Source organism: Pseudomonas sp. NPDC089547 (assembly GCF_050280665.1).
Taxonomy (GTDB): Bacteria; Pseudomonadota; Gammaproteobacteria; order Pseudomonadales; family Pseudomonadaceae; genus Aquipseudomonas.
Genome location: NZ_JBNNVS010000015.1, coordinates 78,712 through 100,906 on the forward strand (window position 1 = coordinate 78,712; position 22,195 = coordinate 100,906).

A 22,195-nucleotide genomic window follows, 5' to 3' on the forward strand; every position below is an offset into this window, starting at 1 on the left:
GTTCAGGCCACCGCACGCGGCGGGTAGACCCGGGTAGGCACGAAAGGAATCAGGCAGATCAGGGCCACGGCGATGCAGGCCAGGACCAGGTAGAGGTCGGCGGAGGTCAGTACCAGCGCCTGGTCGTGGATGCGCTTGGCCAGGCCTGCGGTGTTGTCATCGACCAGCGGGGCGTTGCCCAGGCTGTCCACCAGGTGGTTGGAATGGAAGTGCCGGCGCAGGGTGCCTAGGGCATCCAGCAGGCCACCGGCAATCACCGCGGCCAGGCCTTTCACGGTGTTGAACCAGCTGGAGGCGAGCGGGCCTTCCTGCGGCGTCATGCCGTTGGTCGACAGCATCAATAGCGGCAGCACCGCCATCGGCTGGCCGAACACTTGCAACAGGTAGAACGGGTAGAAGTCGCCGCGGATCCACTCGCTGGTCAACAAGCTGCTGCCCACGCAGGACACCGCCAGCATCGCCAGGCCGATGCCCAGCACCCAGCGGCAGTCCACTGCGCGGATGTTGCACAGTGCTGCCGTCAGCGGCAGGGCGATCAGCTGCGGCATGGCCACCAGCATCATCAGCGGGCTGGTCTGCGCCGGCCGGTAGCCCTGGATCTGCGCCAGGTAGGCCGATGGGAGGCTACCCACGCCCGAAAGCACGATCAGCACACCCGCCAGGGTTACCAGGGCGAAGCTCAGGTTGCGCCGCGACAACATGCGCAGTTGGAAAAACGGCAGCGGCTCGGACCATTCGTTGTACATGAACAGCACCAACAACAGCAGGCCACCGCCGAGCAGCCAGCAGATCAGCGGCGAGTCGAACCAGCCCCAGCGATCACCCAGCGACAGGCCCAGCACGATGCAACTGATGGCCGGCAGGCCAAGCAGCAAACCGCGCCAGTCAAACTCTTTGAAACGCTCCAGGCGCAGCGGGTCTTGCGGCAGGCCCCAACCGACGCAGGCCATCGCCAGCACCGACGGCAGGATGATCTGCCAGAACGCCCACTGCCAACCGACGTACTCGGTCCACAGCCCCGCCAGCGGCGTGCCGAGGTTGGGGCCGAAGGTGGCGGTAAGGGCGTAACAGGCCAGGCCGTACACCTTGATGCCGGGCGGCAGGAAGCGCAGGGCCACGCTCATCAGCATCGGCGGCAAGGCGCCAGAGGCGAAGCCTTGCAGCACGCGCAGCAGCATCAGGCTGTGCAGGTTGGGGGCGAACGGTTGCAGCAGGCCGAGCACGGCGAACAGCCCAATGGCGCTCATGGTGAAGCGGCGCAGCGAGAAGGTGGTGGCCAGCCAGGGCGCAAAGGCCATGGCCGAAACCGAAGCGGCGCTGTACACCGCCAGCAGCCAGGCGCCTTCGTCGGCACCGATGCCCATGGCACCACGGATATCGGCGAGGGAAATCTTGGTGACCGATTCGTTGAGGCCCGCACATAACACGGCCAGCAAAACACCGAACAGCCCCACCACCACCTGCAGGCCGAACGCCGTTTGCGCAGGCGCTGCCGGCGCGGGGGCGGCGGCAATGGCGGCAGACGGGGCGGACAGGGAACTCATGGGAAGACATCTCCAGCAACAAATTTGCGACTGGAGCAAGTCTAAGAAGGTCGAATGCTGACGAAAACTGAATTCTCGGTAGTGTTATGTTGCGTCAGACGCAATCCACTTCACAACCGAGTCGCCTGCTTCGCGGGCACGCCCGCTCCCACAGGGGCATCGCTACTCTTCAGGGCAGTGATATCCCTGTGGGAGCGGGCGTGCCCGCGAAGAATCCCATCCGGTTTCACGGGTCTATGCTGCCACAGGCTTTAAGTGTCTGGCGCAGCCACCGGTGGGCCGGGTCGTTGTCGAAACGCGGGTGCCACGCCTGTTTGACGTTCACTTTTTCCAGTGGCACGGGAATTTCAAACGACCGCAATGGCAGTTTCAGCCGGTTCACACTGTTAAGGATATTGGCCGGTATCGGGAGGATCAGGTCCGAATCCGGCAACGAGAACATGGCTGAATGGAAGCTCGTGGTGATCAATGCGACCCGCCGCTCTACCTTGTGAGGGGCCAGCGCCACATCGATCGGCCCATTGGCACGGCCGCGCCGGGACACACTGATCTGCGGGTAGCTGGCGAAGCGCTGTGGGGTGATGGGCGCATCGAAGATCGGATGCCCTTCGCGTGCAAGCCCCACGAAGTAAGTGTTGAACAGGCTCTGGACCTTGATTTCCGGGCCTAGCTCAACGGCCGAACTGATGATCAGGTCGATCTGCCCGTTGCGCAGCACCGCATCATCGTCGCCACTGCCCTCCGGCACAAAACGCAGCACCGTACGCGGCGCCTGGGCCAGCATCATGCGCAGCAACTGGGCACCGTACAGGGCGATGAACAGGTCGTTGGTGCGAATGTTGAACGCGCGGTCCAGGCTCACCAGGTCCACATCGTCACGGCTGCGGAACACCTGCCCGGCCTGCTCCACCAGCCCGTGCACCTGCTCGCGCAGGGCCAATGCCCGTGGCGTCGGCACCAGGCCACGGCCGGCGCGCACCAGGATCGGGTCGCCCAATGCGTCGCGGATACGCCCCAGGGTGCGGCTCATGGCTGCCGGGCTCAGGTTCATGCGCTGTGCCGCGCCAACCACACTGCCTTCATCAAGCAAGACATCGAGGGCAATGAGCAGGTTCATGTCCGGGAGTTGCATGGCCGTTTTCCGTTACAGCGGTGGGGAATGGCGATGGTAGCAGGTTGGGGGATTGCACCAGACGCAATGCGCTCGTGCGTGGTGGGGCATTTATTCACCGAATGTGATCGGCGATAAATGAACCATTGCCAGGTCTGGCCTATTCGCGGGCACGCCCGCTCCCACAGGGATCGCACAGTATCTGAAGGCTGCGCAGTACCTGTGGGAGCGGGCATGCCCGCGAAAGGGCCGGTCCTGCAGACTTATCAGCCAGCCTCAGCCAAGGATCCCCAATGCCCACCCCCGTCCTGATTGCCATCGACGCCTCCCCCGCCTCCACCGCCCTGCTCACCCTCGCCCGCCGCTACTGCCGCCCCGCCGAACACGAACTGCACATCCTGCTGGCCATCGATTCCACCTTCGCCGTGCACGAGCATCCCGCGCCCTACACCGCTGAAGAACTGGAGGAATACCCCGCCGCCTGTGAGGAACAGCAGCATGCCGACCACGCCGTGGCCGAGGCGGTGCGCGCATTGCAGCAAGCCGGCTTCACCAGCCAGGGCTGCATGGTGGCCGGGCAGCCAGTAGAGGCTATCGTGGCCAAGGCGCAGGCGTTGAACTGCGAGCTGATCATCATGGGCCACCGCCACCTGTCGCGGCTGGGGCGGTTGCTGGATCCGTCGATCAGCGCAAAGGTGATCGACCGGGTTGAGGTTCCAGTGTTGGTGGGGGCGGCGTGAACCGCTGATCAGCCGGGTAATGCGATTGCATTGACCAAAGTTGAGTACAGGCAGGGCGCAACGCTGAGCGTCGACCACAAGCACTGGTTCAGAGCGAAATTCTTTCAGCAATACCGCTTGTTCTTTCGCTATCACACCGCCAGCCGGATCATCGTACTGGCTTGGGTCAATGACGATTCGACCAAGCGGGCTTACGACAGCAGCGAGGACGCTTACAAGGTCTTTCAGAAGATGCTGCTAACTGGCCATCCACCAGACGATTGGGATCAATTGCTGCGAGAGTGCGGGGCTGTGCATGTCAGGCCCAGGTAGGCAGGCTTGAGCGGCATCCCATAAGGGATGGGTCAATCGCGACGACTAGCAAGTTCCTGCTCGATCTGCTCGATACTCGGCAAGCTTGCCTGCAACTCTTCTGGTAAAGCACTGATCAACTGAAACTCAGCGACTCCAATAGGTTGAGCCTTGCCACGCAATGCGTATTCAGCGACCACCTTGTTCTTGCCTTTGCATAGAAGCAATCCAATCGTAGGGTTGTCTTGTTCCAGCTTCATCTGCAAGTCAACTGCAGTGAGGTAAAAGCTCAGTTGACCCAGATGCTCCGGCTTGAACTTCTCAGTCTTCAGTTCTATCACCACATAGCAACGCAGCTTCAAGTGGTAGAACAGGAGATCGATGTAGAAGTCATCACCTCCGACCTCCAGATGCACTTGGCGCCCGACGAAGGCAAAACCTGCCCCCAGTTCAAGCAGGAATAATGTGATGTGTTCTACTAAAGCTGCTTCAATCTCTCGTTCACTGGCTTCGGGGGTCACATTCAGGAAGTCGAAAAGATAAGGACCCTTGAGAAACTGTTTTGCCAGATCAGTACCTGGCGGCTGTAAATGCGTCGAAAAATTCGAGATGGCATTGCCTTCCCGCTCCAGCAACCTCGACTCGATGTGCATCTGCAGAGTTGAGCGCGACCATCCGTACTCCGATGCCCGCGTCGCATACGCAAGCCGCTCCTCCGGTTTTTTCAGCTTTGTCAGCAACACCAGATTGTGGCCCCACGGCAATTGTCCAACAGCCTGTTGGACAATTGCCTCCTCTGGCCAAGCCTCGGCAAACGCTCGCATGTACATCAGGTTGGCCCGCGAAAAGCCTTTCATCCCCGGGAACTCAGCTTTCAGGTCATGAGCCAGTCGCTCTATGACCTTAGCCCCCCAACCCTGAGCAGCCTGTCGCTCGACAATGTCTCGCCCAAGATGCCAGTAAAGACTCACTAGCTCCCGATTCACGGCGAGACTGGCCTTTTGCTGGCTCTTATGAATACGAACCTTGAGATCAGCAAGCCAAGCTTTGTAGCCATTTGGCGTGTCGATCAGAGATGGCGCTCTTTCGGGCATGGGATGAGTGTTCCTGGATCAGGCGAAATGCTGCTTGAATGGCGGTCCCAGCCTGCTCTTCTGGTAAAACACTGCCAATAGCAGCAACTCGCGATTCTTCTCCGAAGCGAGTAGGCCATTTCCCAAAACAAAAAAACTGCACGTGACTGTGGAAATGAGCTTGCCTGCGAAGGGGCCTCAGCAGCTCTGACTGGGCCAGCTCACCCCTCGCTCGGCTTCACCACCACCGTGCACGTCGTCCCCGCCGCCAGCAAAAATCCTTCAGGCACTTCATCGATATGAATCCGCACCGGCACCCGCTGCGCCAGCCGCACCCAGTTGAAGGTCGGGTTTACATCGGCAATCAGCTCACGGCTCTGTGGGTTGTCGCGGTCATAGATGCCGCGGGCAATGCTCTCCACATGGCCCTTGATGCGCTCGCCGCTCATCATCTGCAACTCGGCCTGGTCGCCCACTTTCACGTGCGGCAGTTTGGTTTCTTCGAAGAACCCGTACACCCAAAACGAGTTCTCGTCGACCACCGCCATCACTGCTTCACCGGTACGCGCATAGTCGCCCTTGTGGATGTTCAGGTTGGTCACGTAGCCGTCCACCGTGGCCACGATGTGGGTGCGCTTGAGGTTCAACTCGGCAGCCGCCAGTTCGGCAAGGGCCTGCTGGTAGTCCGCCTGGGCGGAGTTGGCGATGTTGCTGGCGTCGTCGCGGTTTTCCTTGGAGATCACCAGGTTGTCCATGTCGGCACGGCGCTTGGCGTTGACCTTGCGCATTTCCCAGGTGGCCTTGCGCGAAGCAACCATGGCCTTGGCCTGGTCGACCGCCAACTGGTAGTGCTCGGGGTCGATCTGGATCAGCAGGTCACCCTTCTTCACCCGTTGGTTGTCCTTGACCGGCACGTCCACCACGTAGCCCGGCACATCGGCGGCAACGTTGATGATGTCGGCACGCACGCGGCCGTCACGGGTCCAGGGCGTGGTCATGTAGTGCAGCCACAACTGGCGGCCAATCACCACGGCGGCGGTCAGCACCAGCAAGGTAGCGATCAGGCTGAAAAACTTTTTCATCGAAGGGTTCTCACCAGTAGAGCGATAGCGCCAGGGCGCCGAACAGGCAGACGAACAGGCTCAGGCGCAGCAGCGCCGGGTGCCAGAAGAAGCGATAACCATCATGGCTGGCGATGAACCGGTCCAGGCCCCAGGCCAGGCCCAGGGCGAACAGGAACATCAAGGTCATGGTGGGCATGTACACGCCATGGAAGGCGATTTCACGGGGCATGCTTTCACGGAGCATCGTGCAGTCCTTTCGCCGGTACCAGCGGCGACTGTGGGTCCAGCAGGGAAGAACGGATGAAGTGCAAATAGCTTTGTGCACGGCGCAGCACCGAGGTGTCGAAGTGCCGGGCAAACGGCTCGTCAGTGGCCTGCACACGGGCAATGGCATGGTCCACCGCCACCAGCGCACGTTCGTGGTTGCTGGCACTGGGTTGCAGGAACAGCCGTGCCAGGGCGCGGCCCATCACGCGGATGGCCTGGCGCCACGGCTGTGATTCGGCGTAGGCCGGGTGCACCGGCGCGCGGGCCTGTTCCTTGCGCAGCTCGATCACGGCGTGGCCGATTTCCAGCACGGTGAACATCCAGCCCATGAGCTGGCTTTGCACCTGCGGTTTACCGGCCGCCAGACCATAGGCCTGGTGCAGCAAGTCGCGGGTGCGGCTTTCAAAGGCCGTGCCGATACCACGCAGGCGGCCGCTGATGGCGAACAGCACCTGCTCGCGCAGTTCCTGCTCCAGGCGGCTCCACAACCAGCGGCTGTTGGGCGGCAGGATGATCGCCCCGGCAGCGGCACAGACGAACATGCCGATGACCATGCCGATGTAGTCGTTGATGAAGCTATACGGGTCATACACGGTGAGGTTGTTGGGCACCGAGCCGATGGCAAAAAACACCAGCAGGCCGATGCCATAACCGGCATAGGCCGGGCGCGACGAGAGGAACGCGCCCAGCACGAACACCGGCGCCAACACCATGCACAGCAGAGGGAAGCCGTCGATCCAGGGGAACACGAAGAAGGTTTCGAAGAAGCCGACAAAGGCGCCGATGGCCGTGCCGCAAGCCATCTGGAACGACATGCGCTTGGGGTTCGGCGAGGCCGCCGAGAGGCCCACGGTGACGGTGGCGATAAGGGTCATCATGGCGCCGCTGGGCCAGTCGCTGAGCAGCCAGTAGCTGCCCAGCAGCAACAACACAGCCGAGGCGCGCACGCCGGCGGCCAACGACACCAGCCAGCTGGTCTGCGCCACGTAGGGCTCATCCCACTGTTCGCGCTCGTGCTTGTGTGCAGCCAGCGAAGCGTGGGTTTCGGCGTAGCTGTACATTTCGTCGACAAAGCGGTACAGCAGCTCGAATGCGGTGTGGAAATCGAGCAGGTCGGCCTCGCTGGGGTCGGTCGCCAGGTACTCGGCACGCAGCCCTCGCACCTGGGCTTGCAGGCCTTCCTTGTAGGCGGCCAGCTCCAAGGTGAGGCGCAACGCATCGGCATCGGTCAGCGCCCGGCCCACGTAGGGCTGCAACAGCTCTACCAGCGTATTCAGCCCTGGCTCGATGGCACCGACGATCTGCAACGGGCCACGGGCGCGCAGGCGCTCCAGCAAACGGTGCAAGGCGTTGAAACGCGTGGTGATGGCCATGAATTCGCTGTTCATCCGCACCAGGCGGCCAGAACGGCGGCGCATGTGCGGGTCTTCGAAGGCGGTGACGTTGCGCAGGCTCTCAAGGCCGACCGCTTCGGCAACGAAACGCACGTTGCTGCTCTCGAACCGGTCTTTCTGGCTGTCACCACGCAAGGCCTCGACCACCACCCCGGCGAACACGCCAAAGCGCTGGTACAGGGCGTTGCGCATGGCGGCACTGGCTGACTGCGGCAAGATCGCGGCGCTGACGAAAGTCGACACCAGAATACCCAGGGCAATCTCCAACACCCGCCATACCGCCGCCATGAACGCCTGGTCGGGGTGCTGCAACACCGGCAGGCCGATCATGGCCGCGGTGTAGCCGGCCAGCACGAAGCCATAGGCGCGGAAGGTGCGGTAGCGCATGGCGCCGGCCGAGCACAGCCCCACCCACAGGGCCAGGCTAGGCAGGAACAGCTCGGTGTTTTGCGGAAAGATGGCGATCAGCGCCACCATCATCGCCGAACCGGCCAGGGTGCCGAGCACCCGGTAGAAGCTCTTGGCGAACACGTGGCCACTTTGCGGCTGCATCACGATGAACACAGTGATCATGGCCGTGCGCGGTTGCGGCAGCTCCAGGCGCATGGCCAGCCACAAGGTGATGAAGGCGGCGGCCAGCACCTTGAAGATGTACACCCACGTCACCCCGTCGGTGCGCGCCCAGGCAAAGAAGCCCCGGCGCCATTCCAGGCTTTGCAGCCAGCGCACGGGCAAACTGGAAGTGCTCATTCGGCGTTATCCGGCTTCTTGTCGAAAATGGCCAGGGTGGCCGGGGTTTTCGGCGCCGCCTGGCGCTGCTCCTTCGGCACATCCTGGCCAGCCTGCAGGCCACCGCCCAAGGCAGTGACCAGCTCGGCATGGGCGATCAGCCGGGCAGCCTGCACCTGCTGCTGCACTTGCTGCTGGCGGAACAGCAAGGTTTGCGCATTGAGCACGTTCAGGTAGTCGGTAAGGCCACGCTGGAAAGCGACCATGGCGATGTCGTAGGTTTTCTGCGCGGCCGCGACGGATTCGGCGGCGAAATGCGACTGTTCTTTCATCGACTCGCGGCGGATCAGCTGGTCGGAGATGTTCTTCAGCGCGCCAACCACGGTCTGGTTGTAACGCGCCACGGCCACGTCATACCCCGCCGACGCCACACCCAGTTCCGAGCGCAGGCGGCCACCGTCGAAGATGGGCAGGCTGATGGCCGGGCCGACGTTGTAGTTGAATTTGCGCCCGGTCAGGAACTCCAGCGGGCCACCGCCGGTGGCCATGAAGCCCAGGCTGCCAACCAGGTCCACATTGGGGAAGAAGCCGGCATGGGCGACGTCTATGCCACGCGCCTGTGCAGCCACCTGCCAGCGGCTGGCGACCACGTCGGGGCGCTGGCCGACCAGCTCGGCAGGCAGGTTGGATGGCAGTTTCAGCGGCGCGGCCAGGGCCAGGGTCGGGCGCTGCAACTGTGCGCCCTCCCCCGGGCCCTTGCCGGCCAGTGCGGCCAACTGGTTGCGGGTCAGGGCGATGTCTTCGTTCACGCTGTCGAGCTGGCGGTGGGTTTCCGGCAGCGGTGCTTCGGCCTGGCTGACTTCGAAATGGGTGCCGATGCCGGCGTCCAGGCGGCGCTTGGCCAGGGCCAGGATCTGCTCTTGCTGTTCCAGCTCGGCCTTGACGATATCGCGCTGGGCAAAGTGCAGGCTCAGCTGGATGTAGGCACGCACCACGTTGTTCTGCAGCTCCAGCTGCGCCTGGCGGGCTTCGGCAACACTCATGTGCGCCTGGTCCACCGCCTGCTCGCTGGCATTGCGTTCGCGGCCCCACAGGTCGAGTGCGTAGCTGAAGCCGAAGGCGGCGTTGTTGTCCCAGGTGTTGGCACCCGACAGTGCGCCCGGTCCGTAGAACTGGTCCTCAGGCCAGTTGTGGCGCTTGAGCGCAGCCTGGCCATTGACCTGGAGCTTTTCTGCCGACTCGACCACACCGGCCATGGCCATGGCTTCGCGCACCCGTGCGGCGGCCATGGCCAGGCTTGGGCTGCCGGCCACTGCCAGGGCAACCCAACGGTCCAGCTGGGGGTCGCCATAGGCGTGCCACCACTGCTGGTCGGGCCAATGGGCGTCGGTCGCGGCTTCGCGTATGGCCGCGTCGGTGGTCAAGGTATTGGCTTGCAGCGTCTTGCTTTGCGGGGCAATGCCCCAGGTTCCGATACAGCCGCTCAAGGTGAGGGCAAGGGCACAGGCACTGAACGCATTGAGCGTTCTGATGATGCGACGCGGCACAGCTGCGATTTCCCGAGGAAGAGGTGAAGGGGCCGGGCAATTCTAGGGGGCGGCAGCACTGGCGATAAGCGCAGATTCCTGCGAATCTTTGTTACCGAAACAGCGATAATCCGCCTTTGGTCGAAGGTAACTTTTCAGCTTTTTGTCGTTACTTCGTGACACAATTTTGTCCTCTACATTGAGAGTGACCCATGGACACCCTGCAAAACATGCGTGCTTTCAGTTGCGTAGCCCAGCTAGGCAGCTTCACCGCTGCGGCGGCTCAACTGGATACGACCACCGCGAACGTGTCGCGGGCGGTCTCCAACCTGGAAGCCCATCTGCAAACAAGGCTGCTCAACCGTACTACCCGCCGCATTGCGCTGACCGAAGCCGGCAAACGCTACCTGATGCGTTGCGAACAGATTCTTACCTATGTGGAAGAAGCCGAAGCCGAAGCCAGCGATGCCCACGCCCGCCCTGCCGGGCAGTTGAAGGTGCACTCGATGACCGGGGTCGGCCAGCACTTCGTGGTGGATGCCATCGCCCGCTACCGCGAATCGCACCCGGACGTGACCTTCGACCTGACCATGGCCAACCGCGTGCCCGACCTGCTCGACGAAGGCTATGACGTGTCCATCGTGCTGGCCACCGAGCTGCCCGACTCGGGGTTCGTATCCCAGCGGCTGGGCATTACCTACAGCATCGTCTGCGCCTCGCCCGGCTACATTGCCCGCCACGGCAGCGCGCAAAAGCCAGCCGACCTGCTCAAGCACGCCTGCCTGCGCATGGTCAGCCCGGTGATCCCGCTGGAAAAATGGCTGTTCGACGGGCCGGAAGGCCAGGAAATGGTCAACATCACCAGCTCGCCGTTCATGGTGAACACCGCCGACGCCATGAAAACCGCGATCCGCAGCGGCATGGGCGTGGGCGTGCTGCCCATTTACTCGGCCATCGACGGCCTGCGTGATGGCAGCCTGGTGCGGGTGCTGCCCGAGTACCGCCTGCAGGAGCTGAACCTGTACGCCATCTACCCGTCGCGGCAATACCTGGATGCCAAGATCAAGACCTGGGTCGAGTACCTGCGCAACTCGCTGCCGGAGATTCTCGCCGCCCATGAGGCCGACCTGAAAACCCATCAGGTGCTGATCGCCAACTAAAAAGCTGCTGCAAGGCGGTGGTAGACAATGGTAGGTTGCTAACCATTGACAACCACCGCCTTGCAGAGAAGTTGCCCGATGAAAAAGACCGTCCTGGCCTTCAGCCGTATCACCCCGGCCATGGCCGAACGCCTGCAGCAAGACTTCAACGTGATTCTGCCGAACCCGAAACTCGGCGACATCAATGCCCAGTTCAACGAAGCCCTGCCCGAGGCCCATGGCCTGATCGGCGTTGGCCGCAAGCTCGGCCGTGCCCAGCTTGAAGGCGCGGCCAGGCTGGAGGTGGTGTCCAGCGTTTCGGTCGGTTACGACAACTATGACCTGGACTACTTCAACGAACGTGGCATCGCCCTGACCAACACCCCTGATGTGCTCACCGAAAGCACCGCCGACCTGGGTTTCTCGCTGATCATGGGCTGCGCCCGCCGCACCGCCGAGCTGGATGCCTGGACCAAGGCCGGCAACTGGCAGGCCACCGTGGGCCCGGCGCACTTCGGCAGCGATGTGCATGGCAAGACGCTGGGGATCGTCGGCATGGGCAACATTGGCGCTGCCGTTGCCCGCCGTGGGCGGTTCGGTTTCAACATGTCGGTCATCTACGCGGGCAACAGCCGCAAGACCGCGCTGGAACAGGAGCTGGGGGCGCAGTTCCGCAGCCTGGATGATTTGCTGGCAGAAGCGGATTTCGTGGTCATCGTGGTGCCGCTGTCCGACGCCACGCGCAAGTTGATTGGGGCACGTGAGCTTAAGCTGATGAAGCCGAGCGCCTTCCTGATCAACATTGCCCGCGGGCCGGTGGTGGACGAAGCGGCGCTGGTCGAAGCGCTGCACAACGGCACCATTCGTGGGGCTGGCCTGGATGTGTACGAAAAGGAGCCGCTGAGCGATTCGCCGCTGTTCAAGCTGCCCAATGCGCTGACCTTGCCGCACATTGGTTCGGCTACTGCCGAAACCCGCCAGGCCATGGCCAACCGGGCAATGGACAACCTGCGCGCGGCGCTGCTGGGTGAGCGGCCGCGGGACCTGGTGAACCCGCAGGTTTGGAAGGGCTGATAGCCTTTCTTAGCCTGTACTGGCCCCTTCGCGGGCGCGCCCGCTCCCACAGGAACTGCACAGATATTGAGGCCTGTGTTTTACCTGTGGGAGCGGGCAAGCCCGCGAAGAGGCCGGTGCAGGCAGCACATCATCTATTTGGCCACCACCAACCCCTCAGCCACCTTGGCCTTGGGCTTGCGAAACACCAGCACATTCCCCGCCATCACCGCCACCAGCCCCATCAGGGCCGGCGCCGTCCACTGGTACCCCTCGGCCACCGCCGACACATTAAGCGCAACCAACGGGAACAGCACCGTGCAATAGGCTGCCCGCTCCGGCCCCATGCGCCCGACCAGGGTCAGGTAGGCAGTGAAGCCGATCACCGAGCCCGGTATCACCAGGTACATCAACGACCCGATATAGCGGGTGTTCCATTCCATGTCGAAAGGAATACCGCTAGCCAGGCAATACACCGCCAGCATCATCGCCCCGTACGCCATGCCCCAGGCATTCGTGGTCATGGGCCTGAGCCCGGCCTTCTGCTGCATGCTCGACAGCATGTTGCCCGCCGAGAAGCACAGCGTGCCGAGCAAGGCCAAGCCAAGGCCGTATAACGTCTCGCGGCTGGCGCTGTGGTGCGACAGCTCTGGCCAGAACAGCAAGCCCAGGCCGAGCAAGCCAAGGGCGCCGCCACCCAGCACATTGCTGGCGATTTTCTGGCCGAAGAACATCCGAGCGTTAAGTGCGTTCCACAATGTGGCGGTGGAGAACACCACGGCGATCAGGCCACTGGCAATCCACTGGCTGGCCGTGAGAAAGCACATGAAGTTGACGCAGAACAGGCACAAGCCCTGGGCCAGGCAGATCTGGTGGCCGCGGCGGTTCATAGGTTGCAGGCGGCGGGTGAGCAGCAAGATGGCGAACAGGATCAGCCCCGCCAGGGCGAAGCGGTAAACGATCGAGACAGGGATGGCGACCACACCCAACTGGAGCTTCAGGGCAATCCAGGTGGTACCCCAGATCAGGACGGTGAGCAGGTACAGTGACAGGTTCATGGCGGTGGTTCCTTGGGGCCTTTCGAGATCGGTGCTCGGCGCTTCGCGGCTAAAGCCGCTCCCACAGGGACCGCACTTCTCTGCAACTGGCGCGGTCCCTGTGGGAGCGGGTTCACCCGCGAATCGAGGGCGCAGCCCTCGCCGAGGCATTCCAGTGTTCTCCTGTCCAACACTTGCGCGCTTGCACAAACTTGCGCATTTGTCCCGCCAGTGGCTGTAACCCTGCCCAAGGCGCAGTAGGATGAGCTACAGAGGAACCGCCCATGACCCCACTCACCCAGCTGCAAGTGTTCAACGCCATGCACGCCTCGCCCCACGCGCGGCTGGAGCTGAGCGCGCACCTGGGCGACGGGCTGGCGGCGGCGTTGTGGAGCAACCGTGACGATGCCCGCGACTACCAGGCGCCGACGCATCACACCCTGTCGTGCTACATCGCCGACGGCACCGGCACCTTCCGCCGCCAACGCCCGGCAGACAAGGGCGCGCCCGGCAAGCTGTGCGTGATGCCGGCCGGGCAGGAGTCGAACTGGGTGGTCAATGGTGCGATCCGGCTGGCGCACCTGTATGTGAGCGAGGCGCAGTTCGCCTTGGGTTGCGTGCGCCTGCTCGACCGGGAACCCCGTGAATTGCAGTTGCAGGAGGCGACCTTTCTCGACGACCCGCAACAGGCCACTCGCTTTCGCCAATTGATCACCCTGGGCTGGGACGAGCCCGGCGAGCGCTTGCTGGCCAGTACCCTGGCGCACGAGATCGTCGACCATGCGCTGCTCAGCCAGGTCGGCCTGCGCCAGGGCCTGCGCCTGAAAGGCGGGCTGGCACCCAACCTGCGCCGGCAACTGGTCGATTACATCGAGGCACACCTGGACCAGCCGCTTACCCTGGGTGAACTGGCCTTGCGCTGCAACCTGTCCGAATACCACTTTGCGCGCATGTTCCGCACCAGTTTCGGGCTACCGCCGCACCAGTACCTGCTGGCCCGACGACTGCAGCGGGCCTGCCAGCTGCTGCAACTGGGGGTGATGCCGCTGGGGGAAATTGCCCTGCTCTGCGGGTTTGCCAGTGCCAGCCATTTCAGCAACCGGTTCCGCCAGGCGATGGGTGCCACACCGGGCGAGTACCGTTTGGCCTTCGTTCTGTGAAACAGGGGCCGCTTTGCGGCCCATCGCGACACAAGGCCGCTCCTACATGGAAACGCGCACCCCTGTAGGAGCGGCCTTGTGTCGCGATGGGCTGCGAAGCAGCCCCAGATACCTAGAACTCGAAGGTGCTCGACAAGCTCACCTGCCGCGCATCGCCAATCGCCACAAAGTACTGGTTCACCGCCGAGCTGTAGTACACCTTGTCGAACAGGTTCTTCACGTTCAATTGCAGCCGGACATTGTGCTCATCGAGCTTGGTCTCATAGGTAGCGAACGCATCAGCCACGGTGTACGACGGCAGGTCGAAGGTGTTGGTCGAGTTACCCGCCCGTTCACCCACGTAGCGTGCACCTGCACCGAACCGTAGCTTGTCGCCACCGAACAGGCTGCCGAAGTCGTACACAGCCGATAACGAGCCCGTGTGCCTGGCCACGTTCTGCAGGCGGTTGCCCTCAAGGTCCGGGTCTTTCGTCACCTTGGCATCGGTAAAGGCATAGCTGCCGATCAGGCTCCAGCGCTCGCTGAGCTGGCCGGTCAGGTCAAGCTCCACACCTCTTGAATTGACCTCACCGGCATTGCTGTAGACCGTCTCGCCGGTTCCGCTGTCGAAATTGGCGACCAGCACATTACGCTTGGTGATGTCGAACAGCGCCAAGGTACCGGTCAGGCGGCCCGGCATGTCCAGCTTGGCGCCCAACTCCCACGACTTGCCTTCCTCGGGCGCAACGGACGAGTCCAGTACTACGCCGCCCGTCAGCGGCGCAATGCTGGAGTTGGGCTTGAACGACTCGCTGTAACTGCCATAGAACGACAGCTGGTCATCGACCTTGTAGACAATGCCGGCATGCGGCACCCAGGCCTGGCCGCTGTTATCGGTATTGGCCGTGAACGGTCGACCGCGGCCGGCATACTGGTCGAACTGCTGGAATCGCGCGCCGGCCACCAGGAGCCAGTGATCATCCAGGTGCAACGCGTCCTGCACGAACAGTGCATCGGTGCGCAGCTTGTCGGTCTGGTCGCTGTCACTGGCACGTACGCTGGTGCCTTCCACCTCCTGGCCGTAAACGGGGTCGAGGTAACTGAAAGTGGAGCGTGCGGTCTGGCGGATCAGGTCGCCGCGATACACCTTGCGGTCTTCATGGTCGACGCCGAACAACAGGTCATTCTGCATGCCGGCCAACTCCACGTTACCGGCCAGGCTGAGGGTGGCGAACTGGTCGCGGCTCATGGCGTTGTGGGTGCCGTCGATGCTGCGCGTCAGTGTGCCTTTGGCCTCGTTGACGCCGGTCACCCGCACCTGGCTTGCATCATATGTTTCACGGTTGAAGCTGTAGCCAAAGTGCAGTTTCCAGTCATCGGCCAGCTGGTGGTCGACTTCCAGCCGATACAGGTCGGAGCGCCCCTCCATGTCGTTGAACGGCTCGTCCAGCCGACGCGTGGCGGGGATGTTCAGCGGGTGGCCGTTGTTGCCGAACGCGGTGCCACGGTCGAACGGGTAGAGAAATTCGCGATGCTCGTAGGCCAGCACCACCTGGGTGTCTTCGCCCAGCCAGGCCAGCGACGGCGCTACCAGTGACTCGCGGTGCACGCCATAGTTGCGCCAGTAATCCTCGTCTTCGTGATCGACGATCAGCCGGTAAGCTAAGTTGCTGTCACCCAGTGCGCCAGTGCTGTCGAACCCGCCGCCACTGCCATTCTTGCCACTGCCGTAGGTGGAGCCGCGTACGGTCAGCGCGTTGTACTGTTCAAGTTGCGGGCGCTTGCTGACCACGTTGATCACCCCGCCCGGGTCCTGGATGCCGTACAGCAGCGAGGCCGGGCCCTTGAGCACTTCAACCCGCTCGGTGCTGGCGTTGAGGCTGCGGCCCTGCACGATGGGCATGCCATCACGCATGATCGAACCGTCGCGGTTATCGCCAAAACCGCGCTTCATTACCGTGTCGGAGGTGCCGCCAAAGTTGTTGCCTTGGGTAATGCCGCTGACGTTGGCCAGGGCATCATCCAGGTTACGCGGGGCCTGATCGCGGATGACCTGGGCGGGTACCACGTTGATGGCCTGGGGGATGTCCTGGTTCGGGCCCTGCCCGCGCATGATCGAGGCGGTGGCCGGCGGTTGATAGCTGTACACGTCCATTTGCGAGGTCACGGTGGTGGCCTGCAGGTTGAGGGCGCCGGAGGTATCTGCGGTTTCCAGGGTGAGGGTGCGTGCATCGACTCGGCGCCAGGCCAGCCCGGCATTGCCCAGCAACTGCTGCAGGGCCTGTTCGGCGCTGAAGCGGCCGTTCAGTGCCGGTGCCTGCACGCCCGGCAGTTCCAGGGTGTAGACCACACTCTGGCCAGTGGTGCGGCTGAAGGCGTTGAGCGCCTGGGCCAGGGGCTGGGCCGGCTGGGCGAAGGCATAGGTCTGCTGTTGCTCGGCGGCACTGGCCAAGGGGGCGACAGCAATGGCCGGGAGCATGGCAAGGCCGAACCAGAGAGGGACGCAACGCGGGGTGAACTTCATGGACGCTGACCTGTGAGAGGGTGATGATTGCGAATGAATCGCACTTCCACTCATTACACGGATGCCACGTCCTGTTACCTCACCCGCTTTCTGAAAATTTTTTCTCCTGCGCTGGCCTCTTCGCGGGCATGCCCGCTCCCACAGGAATGGCACAAGCCTCAAAACCGGCACAGTACCTGTGGGAGCAGGCGTGCCCGCGAAGAGGCCGGTGCAGGCGACTACCGAACCAGGGTCAACCGCCCCAATACGGTCTGCCGCGAAAAGCCCATCACCTTGCCCAGTGAATCCAGCGCCAGCAGTGGCTCGCCCACCGGGAAACTGCCACTGACCTTGCGCTGCCCTAGTTCGCCATCCAGCAACACAATGCGCCCTGGGTAATAGCGCCGGAGGTCTTCTACCACCTGAGCCAGCGGCACCTGGTAATAGTTCAGCCACCCTTGGCGCCAGGCCAGGCGGTTGTCACTGTCCACAACCTGGGTGTCACCGACCTTGCCTGCGCTGTAGTTCACCTGCTGGTTGGCAGTCAGCTCACGCGCCAAGGTGCCCTGCGCAGGGCTCACCCCCACACGCCCGCTGCGCACCGTCACCTGGGCGCCCTCGCCTTGCTCACGCACCTCGAACTGGGTGCCGAGCACTCGAACTTCGCCACCGGCCGCTTCAACCAGGAACGGCTCGCCGGTATGCGTCACCTGGAAGAACGCCGCGCCATGCAGCAACCGCACACGGCGCTCACCCTGGGCAAAATCGACGGCAATGGCGCTACCCGCATCCAGCGTTACTTGCGACTGGTCGGCCAAGGTCACCTGGCGAATCTGCCCGGCAGTGCTGTAGTCGGCCTGCAAGTCCTGTAACCAGTAGGCCGGGTGCCAGCCACCGGCAATCCCCACTGCCAGCACCAGGCAGGCCGCCATCGCCAGTGCCGCCACGCGCCGCCACGGGCTGCGGGTCGGCGGGCTGGCCATGGCATCGAGGTAGCGCTGCAAGGCGTCCTGTTCCTCGTCCGCCAGCAGCAAAGCTGGGGCAGCGCTTTTTTGCCACAGCACCTGGGCCTGTTCATAGGCGTCACGATGCCGGGGGTCGGCCAGTAACCAGCGCTTGAACGCCGCCCCTTCGGCTTGCGCGGGCTGCTCGTTGATGCGGCTGAGCCATTGCAGTGCTGCCTGGGATTGCGCCTCGGTAATGGGGGGCATGCTGCTCATCGACGGGCGCTCCCTGGCCGGCGTGGAGTGGGCGCGGGCTCGGCAACACTGGCCTTGCACGCTTCAAGGGCGCGCATCATATGCTTTTCCACGGCACTCTGGGACAACTGCATGGCCTTGGCGATTTCGCCGTACTTGCAGCCGTGGATGCGGTTGAGCAGAAAGATCTGCCGGGTGCGCTCGGGCAAGGCACGCAAGGCGGCCTCGATGCGCTGCAGGTCGTGGTCCACCTCCAGGGCCTGCTCGGGTGCTTGGGCCATGGCCACCTCGTCTACTGGCAAGGCGGCTTCTGCCACACGCTCTCGGCTGCCTTCACTGCGCAGGTGGTCGATGGCCAGGTTGCCGGCGCAACGCAGCAGGTAGGTGTCCAGTGCCTCGACCTTGACCTCGGGGCGGCGCCAGAAGCGCAGGAACAGTTCCTGGACCAGGTCCGAAGCCGTGGCACGGCAGCCGACCCGTCGGCTGACCAGCGCCTCCATGCGCGCCCGTTGGGCCAGGAAAACCTGGACGAAACGTGCACGCCCGCCGCCATTCTCGGCGTCCAGTTCGGTCATGTCCCCCGGCTCGCTCACAGGGTCACACTGCAAACACGGCCAGCAACGGCCCCAGCACCACGCTGGCGGCGGCCAGGCCCAGCAGCAGGCGCGGTTGGTAAGGTAGCCCGAACACCCACAAGGTCACCCCGGCCATCATCACCGCCGTCCACTCCACCAGGCCGTGGGCCCAGCCACGCAAGTGCACGCTCAGAACCAGCGACAGCATCAGCAGCAGCCAACCGGCGATACGCAACAGCCGCAACTGCCCAGGGCGCGGCTTGCGCCCGAGCAAGTCGCTGAAGTGTTTTTCCATGGCCAGGCACAAGGCAACAAAACCTGCGAATGCGATAAGTGCGTTACCCAGCATCAGCTCGCCTCCGCCGTTTCGGTGCTCGGCTTTTTCGCCACACGTGGGCGCTTGGCAACCGGCTTGGGGCTGCGCAGCATCTTGCCGGCCAGCCAGGCCAGGAACAGCCCGGTTGCCAGGGCTGTCAGGTCGAAGCCGGCCATGGCCCAGTCACCTTCCAGCAGCGAATTGTTCAGCCCCCGATCAGTGCTCAGGCCGTTGAGCAACGGCAGCAAGGCAAAGGCCAGCGCACCCACCGCAAGTTGCTCGCCCCAGGCCCTGCGCCCACTGCGCAGCACGGCATGCAAAAGCGACAGGCCCCAGGCCATGAAGAAGGCATTGACCTCCCAGTCGGCCCGGCCTTCGAAGCCCATCGGGATAAGGCGGTTGGCCCAGAAGAAAGCCGCCACCGCCAGCAACAAGCCGCTCATGCTGGCAATGTTCAGCACTTCGACCAGGCGCAGTTCACCCGGCATGTGCTCGCTCTTGGCGTGCTTGAGCTGGCGTTTGCCCAACCACATCACAAGCCCCGTGCCAATCACCGCAGTACCCGCCACCCCGAAGAAGAAGTACAACCAGCGCAGCCAAGGCCCAGCGAAATTGCCCATGTGCAGCCCGGCAAAACTGAAGGCGGTCATCATCGCCCCGCTCTCGGGCTTGCCCTGGCTCAGCAGCGCGCCACTGGCGCCGTCGAAGGTCCAGTTGGCACTGCGCCGGTAAGCCACATGGTCGGCAGCCGATTGGGTGAATGTGACGCGGGCGTTGCTGTCACCCGGGTTTTGCACCTGGATGTTGCCAATGCGCGCGCCCGGTTGCAGGGCCTGCACCTGGGCATACAGGCTCGGCAGCGGCACCAGCGGCGCAGCCACCTGGGCGGCCTTCGGCGCATCGTTGCGGCCGAACAGGTCGTTGAAGTACTTGTCGGTGTCATTGCCATAACTGGCCATGATCCCCGCCGGCATCACCATGTACATGAACAGCACCAGGCTGCTGTAACTGATCATCAGGTGGAACGGCAGCACCAGCACGCCAATGGCGTTGTGCCCGTCCAGCCAGGAGCGCTGCCCTTTGCCGGGGCGGAAGGTGAAGAACTCCTTGAAGATCTTCTTGTGGGTGATGATGCCGGTCACCAGCCCCAGCAGCATGATGAAGGCGCAGAAGGTCGACAGCCAACGGCCGAACGGGTAAGGCATCTGCAACTGGAAGTGGAAACGGTAGAAGAACTCGCCACCGCGGCTGTCGCGTGCTTCCACCGGCTGGCCCGTCTGTGTATCGAGGGTTTTGCTCACGAACCCGCGCTGCCCGCCATCAGGGTCGCGGTAGCCCACACTCAAGGCCGCCTCGCGTGCGTTGGGCATGCGAATGAACCACGTGCCCGAATGCGCGCCATGCTCTTGCAAGTAGTGCTGGGCCATGTCCAGGCTATTGAGCGGGTCAAGGGCATGGCTGCGCACTTCGGGCTGTGTCCAGTGGGTAATTTCTTCCTTGAAATACGACAACGTGCCGGTGAGGAAGATGGCGAACAACAGCCAGCCGAAAATCAGCCCGGTCCAGGTGTGCAGCCAGGCCATCGCCTGGCGGAAGCCTTCTTTCATGGGTTTTTCATCCAGTAGGCAACGCCGCTGATCATCCCCAGCAGCAGGCTTGGCGCCAGTACGCCCAACCAGGCACGCCAGGCGCTGCGGCACGCGAAGCACCAGATGAATGCCAGCAGGTAGAAGACGAACGACAACAACAGACCGGTAAGCGTGGCATCAACCCTTGGCAACGGCGCCACCAGGGCAATGCAGACGCTGGCCATGGACGCCAGCAGGTAGCCACCCAACAGCGCGGCCAGGCTGCGTGAGGCAACGGCCAGCCGATAGCTGAGCGGGAGGCCGGCAGTTTTGCGCGTCATGGCGAAGGTCCGGGCGTTTTTTGGGGGGTGCAATAATAATGATTTCAATTCTCATAAGCAAAGCCCGCAGACGGCTGACGATTGCTGAAAAAGCCTTCAGTCAATACAATGCGAACAATTCTTACTACCAGTTGCGCTGTACAGCGCCGGAGTATCACGGTGCCCAGCGCGCTCTCATCCACTGTCGAAGGCCTTTATCACGCGCATCACAACTGGCTCACCGGCTGGTTGCGTCGCCGGCTGGGCTGCCCGCAGAGCGCCGCGGACCTGGCCCAGGACACTTACCTGCGCCTGCTGCAGGCCCGCGAAGCACCGCAACTGGTCGAGCCGCGCGCGTTCCTTGCAACGGTAGCCAAGCGCGTGCTGTCCAACCACTTTCGCCGCCAGGAGCTGGAGCGTGCCTACCTGCAAGCGCTGGCACAGGTGCCCGAAGAAGTCGCACCGTGCGAGGAGCAGAAGGCGATCATTTTCGAGACCCTGCTGGAGCTCGACCGCCTGCTGGACGGCCTGCCTCCCTTGGTCAAGCGCGCCTTCCTGCTGGCACAGGTCGATGGCCTGGGCCAGGGTGAAATCGCCCGCGAACTGGGCATCTCGCTGGCCACGGTCAAGCGCTACCTGAGCAAGGCGGCCATGCGCTGCTACTTCGCCCTGTGAACGCCTCGTTTTCCCCGCAGGTGGCGGAGCAGGCCGTGCACTGGCTGATCGAGTCCCAGGGCGATGAATTTGGCCAGGCGCAACAACTGGCCTTCGACCATTGGTTAAAGGCTGACCTCGAGCACCAGCGGGCCTGGGCGCATATCCAACAGGTAAACCAGCGGCTGCGCGGCGTGTCCTCGCCGGTGGTGCATGCAACCCTGCAAGCCCCCCACTCGCCGGCCCGGCGGCGCGCGCTCAAGGCACTGCTGCTGGTGGGTGTGGCCAGTGCCACCGGGCTTGGGCTGCAACAACACAACCCAATGCCGGGCCTTATGGCCGACTACCGCAGCCCGGTCGGTCAGCGCCGGCGCATGGGCCTGGAAGACGGCAGCGTGTTGCAGCTCAACACCCGCAGTGCCGCCGACGTGCGCTTCGACGGGCAACAGCGCCGGGTGCGGCTGTTCGAAGGCGAACTGGCGCTGCAGGTGGCCAGCGATGCCCGGCCGTTGCTGCTGCGTACCGGCGAAGGGGCATTACGCCTGGACAGCGGGCGCTTCAACGTGCGCCAGTTCGACGGCTACAGCCTGGTTTCCGTCTTCGAGGGTGTGGCCAGCGTCGCGGGGCAACCGTTACTGGCTGGGCAGCAGGCACGCTTCACGGGGGGCTGGCAGTCGATCTCGGCGCTGGACCGCAATGTGGGCGCCTGGGTCGATGGCATGCTGGTGGCGTCGCACATGCGCCTGGCGGATTTTCTTGCCGAGCTTGGGCGCTATCGCCACGGGCAACTGGGGTGCAACGAGAAGGTCGCCGGCTTGCGCATTTCCGGGTCGTACCCGCTGGATGACAGCGAGCGCATCCTGCAAATGCTGGAAGTCGCGCTGCCGGTGCGAGTGCGACAGTTCACCCGGTACTGGGTAACCGTCGAGCCAAAAATCGGCTAGGGCCGGCAG

At 63.4% G+C, this 22,195-nt stretch carries 21 protein-coding genes; 7 read left to right on the top strand and 14 right to left on the bottom strand.

Annotation, left to right across the window (positions count from 1 at the left end; genetic code table 11):
- Positions 1-2: 2 nt before the first annotated feature.
- Positions 3-1,544: an MFS transporter gene (locus tag ACQKPZ_RS13105; RefSeq protein WP_427538571.1), complete on the bottom strand. Its 1,542-nt coding sequence runs from the start codon at positions 1,542-1,544 to the stop codon at positions 3-5.
- Between the two features lie 226 nt (positions 1,545-1,770).
- Positions 1,771-2,676 (bottom strand): LysR family transcriptional regulator, encoded by a 906-nt coding sequence (locus ACQKPZ_RS13110; RefSeq protein ID WP_391127527.1) that lies wholly within the window; start codon positions 2,674-2,676, stop codon positions 1,771-1,773.
- Positions 2,677-2,948: 272 nt separating this feature from the next.
- Here ACQKPZ_RS13110 and ACQKPZ_RS13115 point away from each other — a divergent pair, with 272 nt between their 5' ends.
- A complete protein-coding gene (locus ACQKPZ_RS13115) occupies positions 2,949-3,395 on the top strand; it encodes a universal stress protein (protein WP_427538574.1) in 447 nt (148 codons plus the stop codon).
- Positions 3,396-3,425: 30 nt separating this feature from the next.
- On the top strand, positions 3,426-3,707 hold the full coding sequence (locus tag ACQKPZ_RS13120) for a type II toxin-antitoxin system YhaV family toxin (RefSeq protein WP_391127521.1): 282 nt from the start codon (positions 3,426-3,428) through the stop codon (positions 3,705-3,707).
- Positions 3,708-3,739: 32 nt separating this feature from the next.
- On the opposite strand, the gene ACQKPZ_RS13125 is transcribed toward ACQKPZ_RS13120, so the two are convergent.
- The 5 genes from ACQKPZ_RS13125 to ACQKPZ_RS13145 form a co-directional block, all read right to left on the bottom strand.
- The gene (locus ACQKPZ_RS13125; protein WP_427538577.1) at positions 3,740-4,780 is read right to left on the bottom strand and encodes a PDDEXK nuclease domain-containing protein; all 1,041 of its coding nucleotides are present in this window, start codon (positions 4,778-4,780) and stop codon (positions 3,740-3,742) included.
- Between the two features lie 200 nt (positions 4,781-4,980).
- Entirely contained in the window at positions 4,981-5,841 is an 861-nt protein-coding gene (locus ACQKPZ_RS13130) for an efflux RND transporter periplasmic adaptor subunit (protein WP_391127514.1), read from the bottom strand.
- A 10-nt stretch (positions 5,842-5,851) separates the two neighbouring features.
- The gene (locus ACQKPZ_RS13135) at positions 5,852-6,052 is read right to left on the bottom strand and encodes a DUF1656 domain-containing protein (protein WP_008097766.1); all 201 of its coding nucleotides are present in this window, start codon (positions 6,050-6,052) and stop codon (positions 5,852-5,854) included.
- A 4-nt stretch (positions 6,053-6,056) separates the two neighbouring features.
- Positions 6,057-8,234 carry an FUSC family protein gene (locus ACQKPZ_RS13140; protein WP_427538580.1) on the bottom strand — a complete coding sequence of 726 codons (2,178 nt, stop codon included), beginning with the start codon at positions 8,232-8,234 and terminating at the stop codon, positions 6,057-6,059.
- Positions 8,231-9,760, bottom strand: coding sequence for an efflux transporter outer membrane subunit (locus tag ACQKPZ_RS13145; RefSeq protein WP_427538583.1), 1,530 nt, complete (start codon positions 9,758-9,760; stop codon positions 8,231-8,233). The genes ACQKPZ_RS13140 and ACQKPZ_RS13145 overlap by 4 nt, the downstream gene beginning before the upstream one ends.
- A 191-nt stretch (positions 9,761-9,951) precedes the next feature.
- Between ACQKPZ_RS13145 and ACQKPZ_RS13150 the strand changes: the two genes are divergently transcribed.
- Complete coding sequence (locus tag ACQKPZ_RS13150) at positions 9,952-10,899, top strand: LysR family transcriptional regulator (protein WP_016713499.1); 948 nt, start codon at positions 9,952-9,954, stop codon at positions 10,897-10,899.
- A gap of 78 nt (positions 10,900-10,977) precedes the next feature.
- Positions 10,978-11,952 (top strand): 2-hydroxyacid dehydrogenase, encoded by a 975-nt coding sequence (locus tag ACQKPZ_RS13155; RefSeq protein ID WP_427538586.1) that lies wholly within the window; start codon positions 10,978-10,980, stop codon positions 11,950-11,952.
- Positions 11,953-12,086: 134 nt separating this feature from the next.
- On the opposite strand, the gene ACQKPZ_RS13160 is transcribed toward ACQKPZ_RS13155, so the two are convergent.
- The gene (locus ACQKPZ_RS13160; RefSeq protein ID WP_427538588.1) at positions 12,087-12,989 is read right to left on the bottom strand and encodes a DMT family transporter; all 903 of its coding nucleotides are present in this window, start codon (positions 12,987-12,989) and stop codon (positions 12,087-12,089) included.
- Between the two features lie 263 nt (positions 12,990-13,252).
- On the opposite strand from ACQKPZ_RS13160, the gene ACQKPZ_RS13165 reads away from it, so the two are divergent.
- Complete coding sequence (locus tag ACQKPZ_RS13165; protein ID WP_427538591.1) at positions 13,253-14,128, top strand: helix-turn-helix domain-containing protein; 876 nt, start codon at positions 13,253-13,255, stop codon at positions 14,126-14,128.
- 112 nt (positions 14,129-14,240) lie between these two features.
- Here the strand turns inward: ACQKPZ_RS13165 and ACQKPZ_RS13170 are convergent, their stop codons facing one another.
- The 6 genes from ACQKPZ_RS13170 to ACQKPZ_RS13195 form a co-directional block, all read right to left on the bottom strand.
- Complete coding sequence (locus ACQKPZ_RS13170) at positions 14,241-16,631, bottom strand: TonB-dependent siderophore receptor (RefSeq protein WP_427538594.1); 2,391 nt, start codon at positions 16,629-16,631, stop codon at positions 14,241-14,243.
- Between the two features lie 218 nt (positions 16,632-16,849).
- Positions 16,850-17,830, bottom strand: a complete 981-nt coding sequence (locus ACQKPZ_RS13175; RefSeq protein ID WP_427538597.1) for a FecR family protein — start codon at positions 17,828-17,830, stop codon at positions 16,850-16,852.
- Entirely contained in the window at positions 17,827-18,384 is a 558-nt protein-coding gene (locus ACQKPZ_RS13180; protein WP_427538600.1) for an RNA polymerase sigma factor, read from the bottom strand. The genes ACQKPZ_RS13175 and ACQKPZ_RS13180 overlap by 4 nt, the downstream gene beginning before the upstream one ends.
- Positions 18,385-18,406: 22 nt before the next feature.
- Positions 18,407-18,733, bottom strand: a complete 327-nt coding sequence (locus tag ACQKPZ_RS13185; protein WP_110740528.1) for a DUF3325 domain-containing protein — start codon at positions 18,731-18,733, stop codon at positions 18,407-18,409.
- The gene (locus ACQKPZ_RS13190) at positions 18,733-20,307 is read right to left on the bottom strand and encodes a PepSY-associated TM helix domain-containing protein (protein ID WP_427538603.1); all 1,575 of its coding nucleotides are present in this window, start codon (positions 20,305-20,307) and stop codon (positions 18,733-18,735) included. The genes ACQKPZ_RS13185 and ACQKPZ_RS13190 overlap by 1 nt, the downstream gene beginning before the upstream one ends.
- Positions 20,304-20,609: a DUF3649 domain-containing protein gene (locus ACQKPZ_RS13195; protein WP_427538606.1), complete on the bottom strand. Its 306-nt coding sequence runs from the start codon at positions 20,607-20,609 to the stop codon at positions 20,304-20,306. The genes ACQKPZ_RS13190 and ACQKPZ_RS13195 overlap by 4 nt, the downstream gene beginning before the upstream one ends.
- 108 nt (positions 20,610-20,717) lie before the next feature.
- On the opposite strand from ACQKPZ_RS13195, the gene ACQKPZ_RS13200 reads away from it, so the two are divergent.
- Together ACQKPZ_RS13200 and ACQKPZ_RS13205 are read left to right on the top strand one after the other, a co-directional pair.
- Positions 20,718-21,263 carry a sigma-70 family RNA polymerase sigma factor gene (locus ACQKPZ_RS13200; RefSeq protein WP_427538609.1) on the top strand — a complete coding sequence of 182 codons (546 nt, stop codon included), beginning with the start codon at positions 20,718-20,720 and terminating at the stop codon, positions 21,261-21,263.
- Positions 21,260-22,186: a FecR domain-containing protein gene (locus ACQKPZ_RS13205; protein WP_427538612.1), complete on the top strand. Its 927-nt coding sequence runs from the start codon at positions 21,260-21,262 to the stop codon at positions 22,184-22,186. The genes ACQKPZ_RS13200 and ACQKPZ_RS13205 overlap by 4 nt, the downstream gene beginning before the upstream one ends.
- Positions 22,187-22,195: the final 9 nt, after the last annotated feature.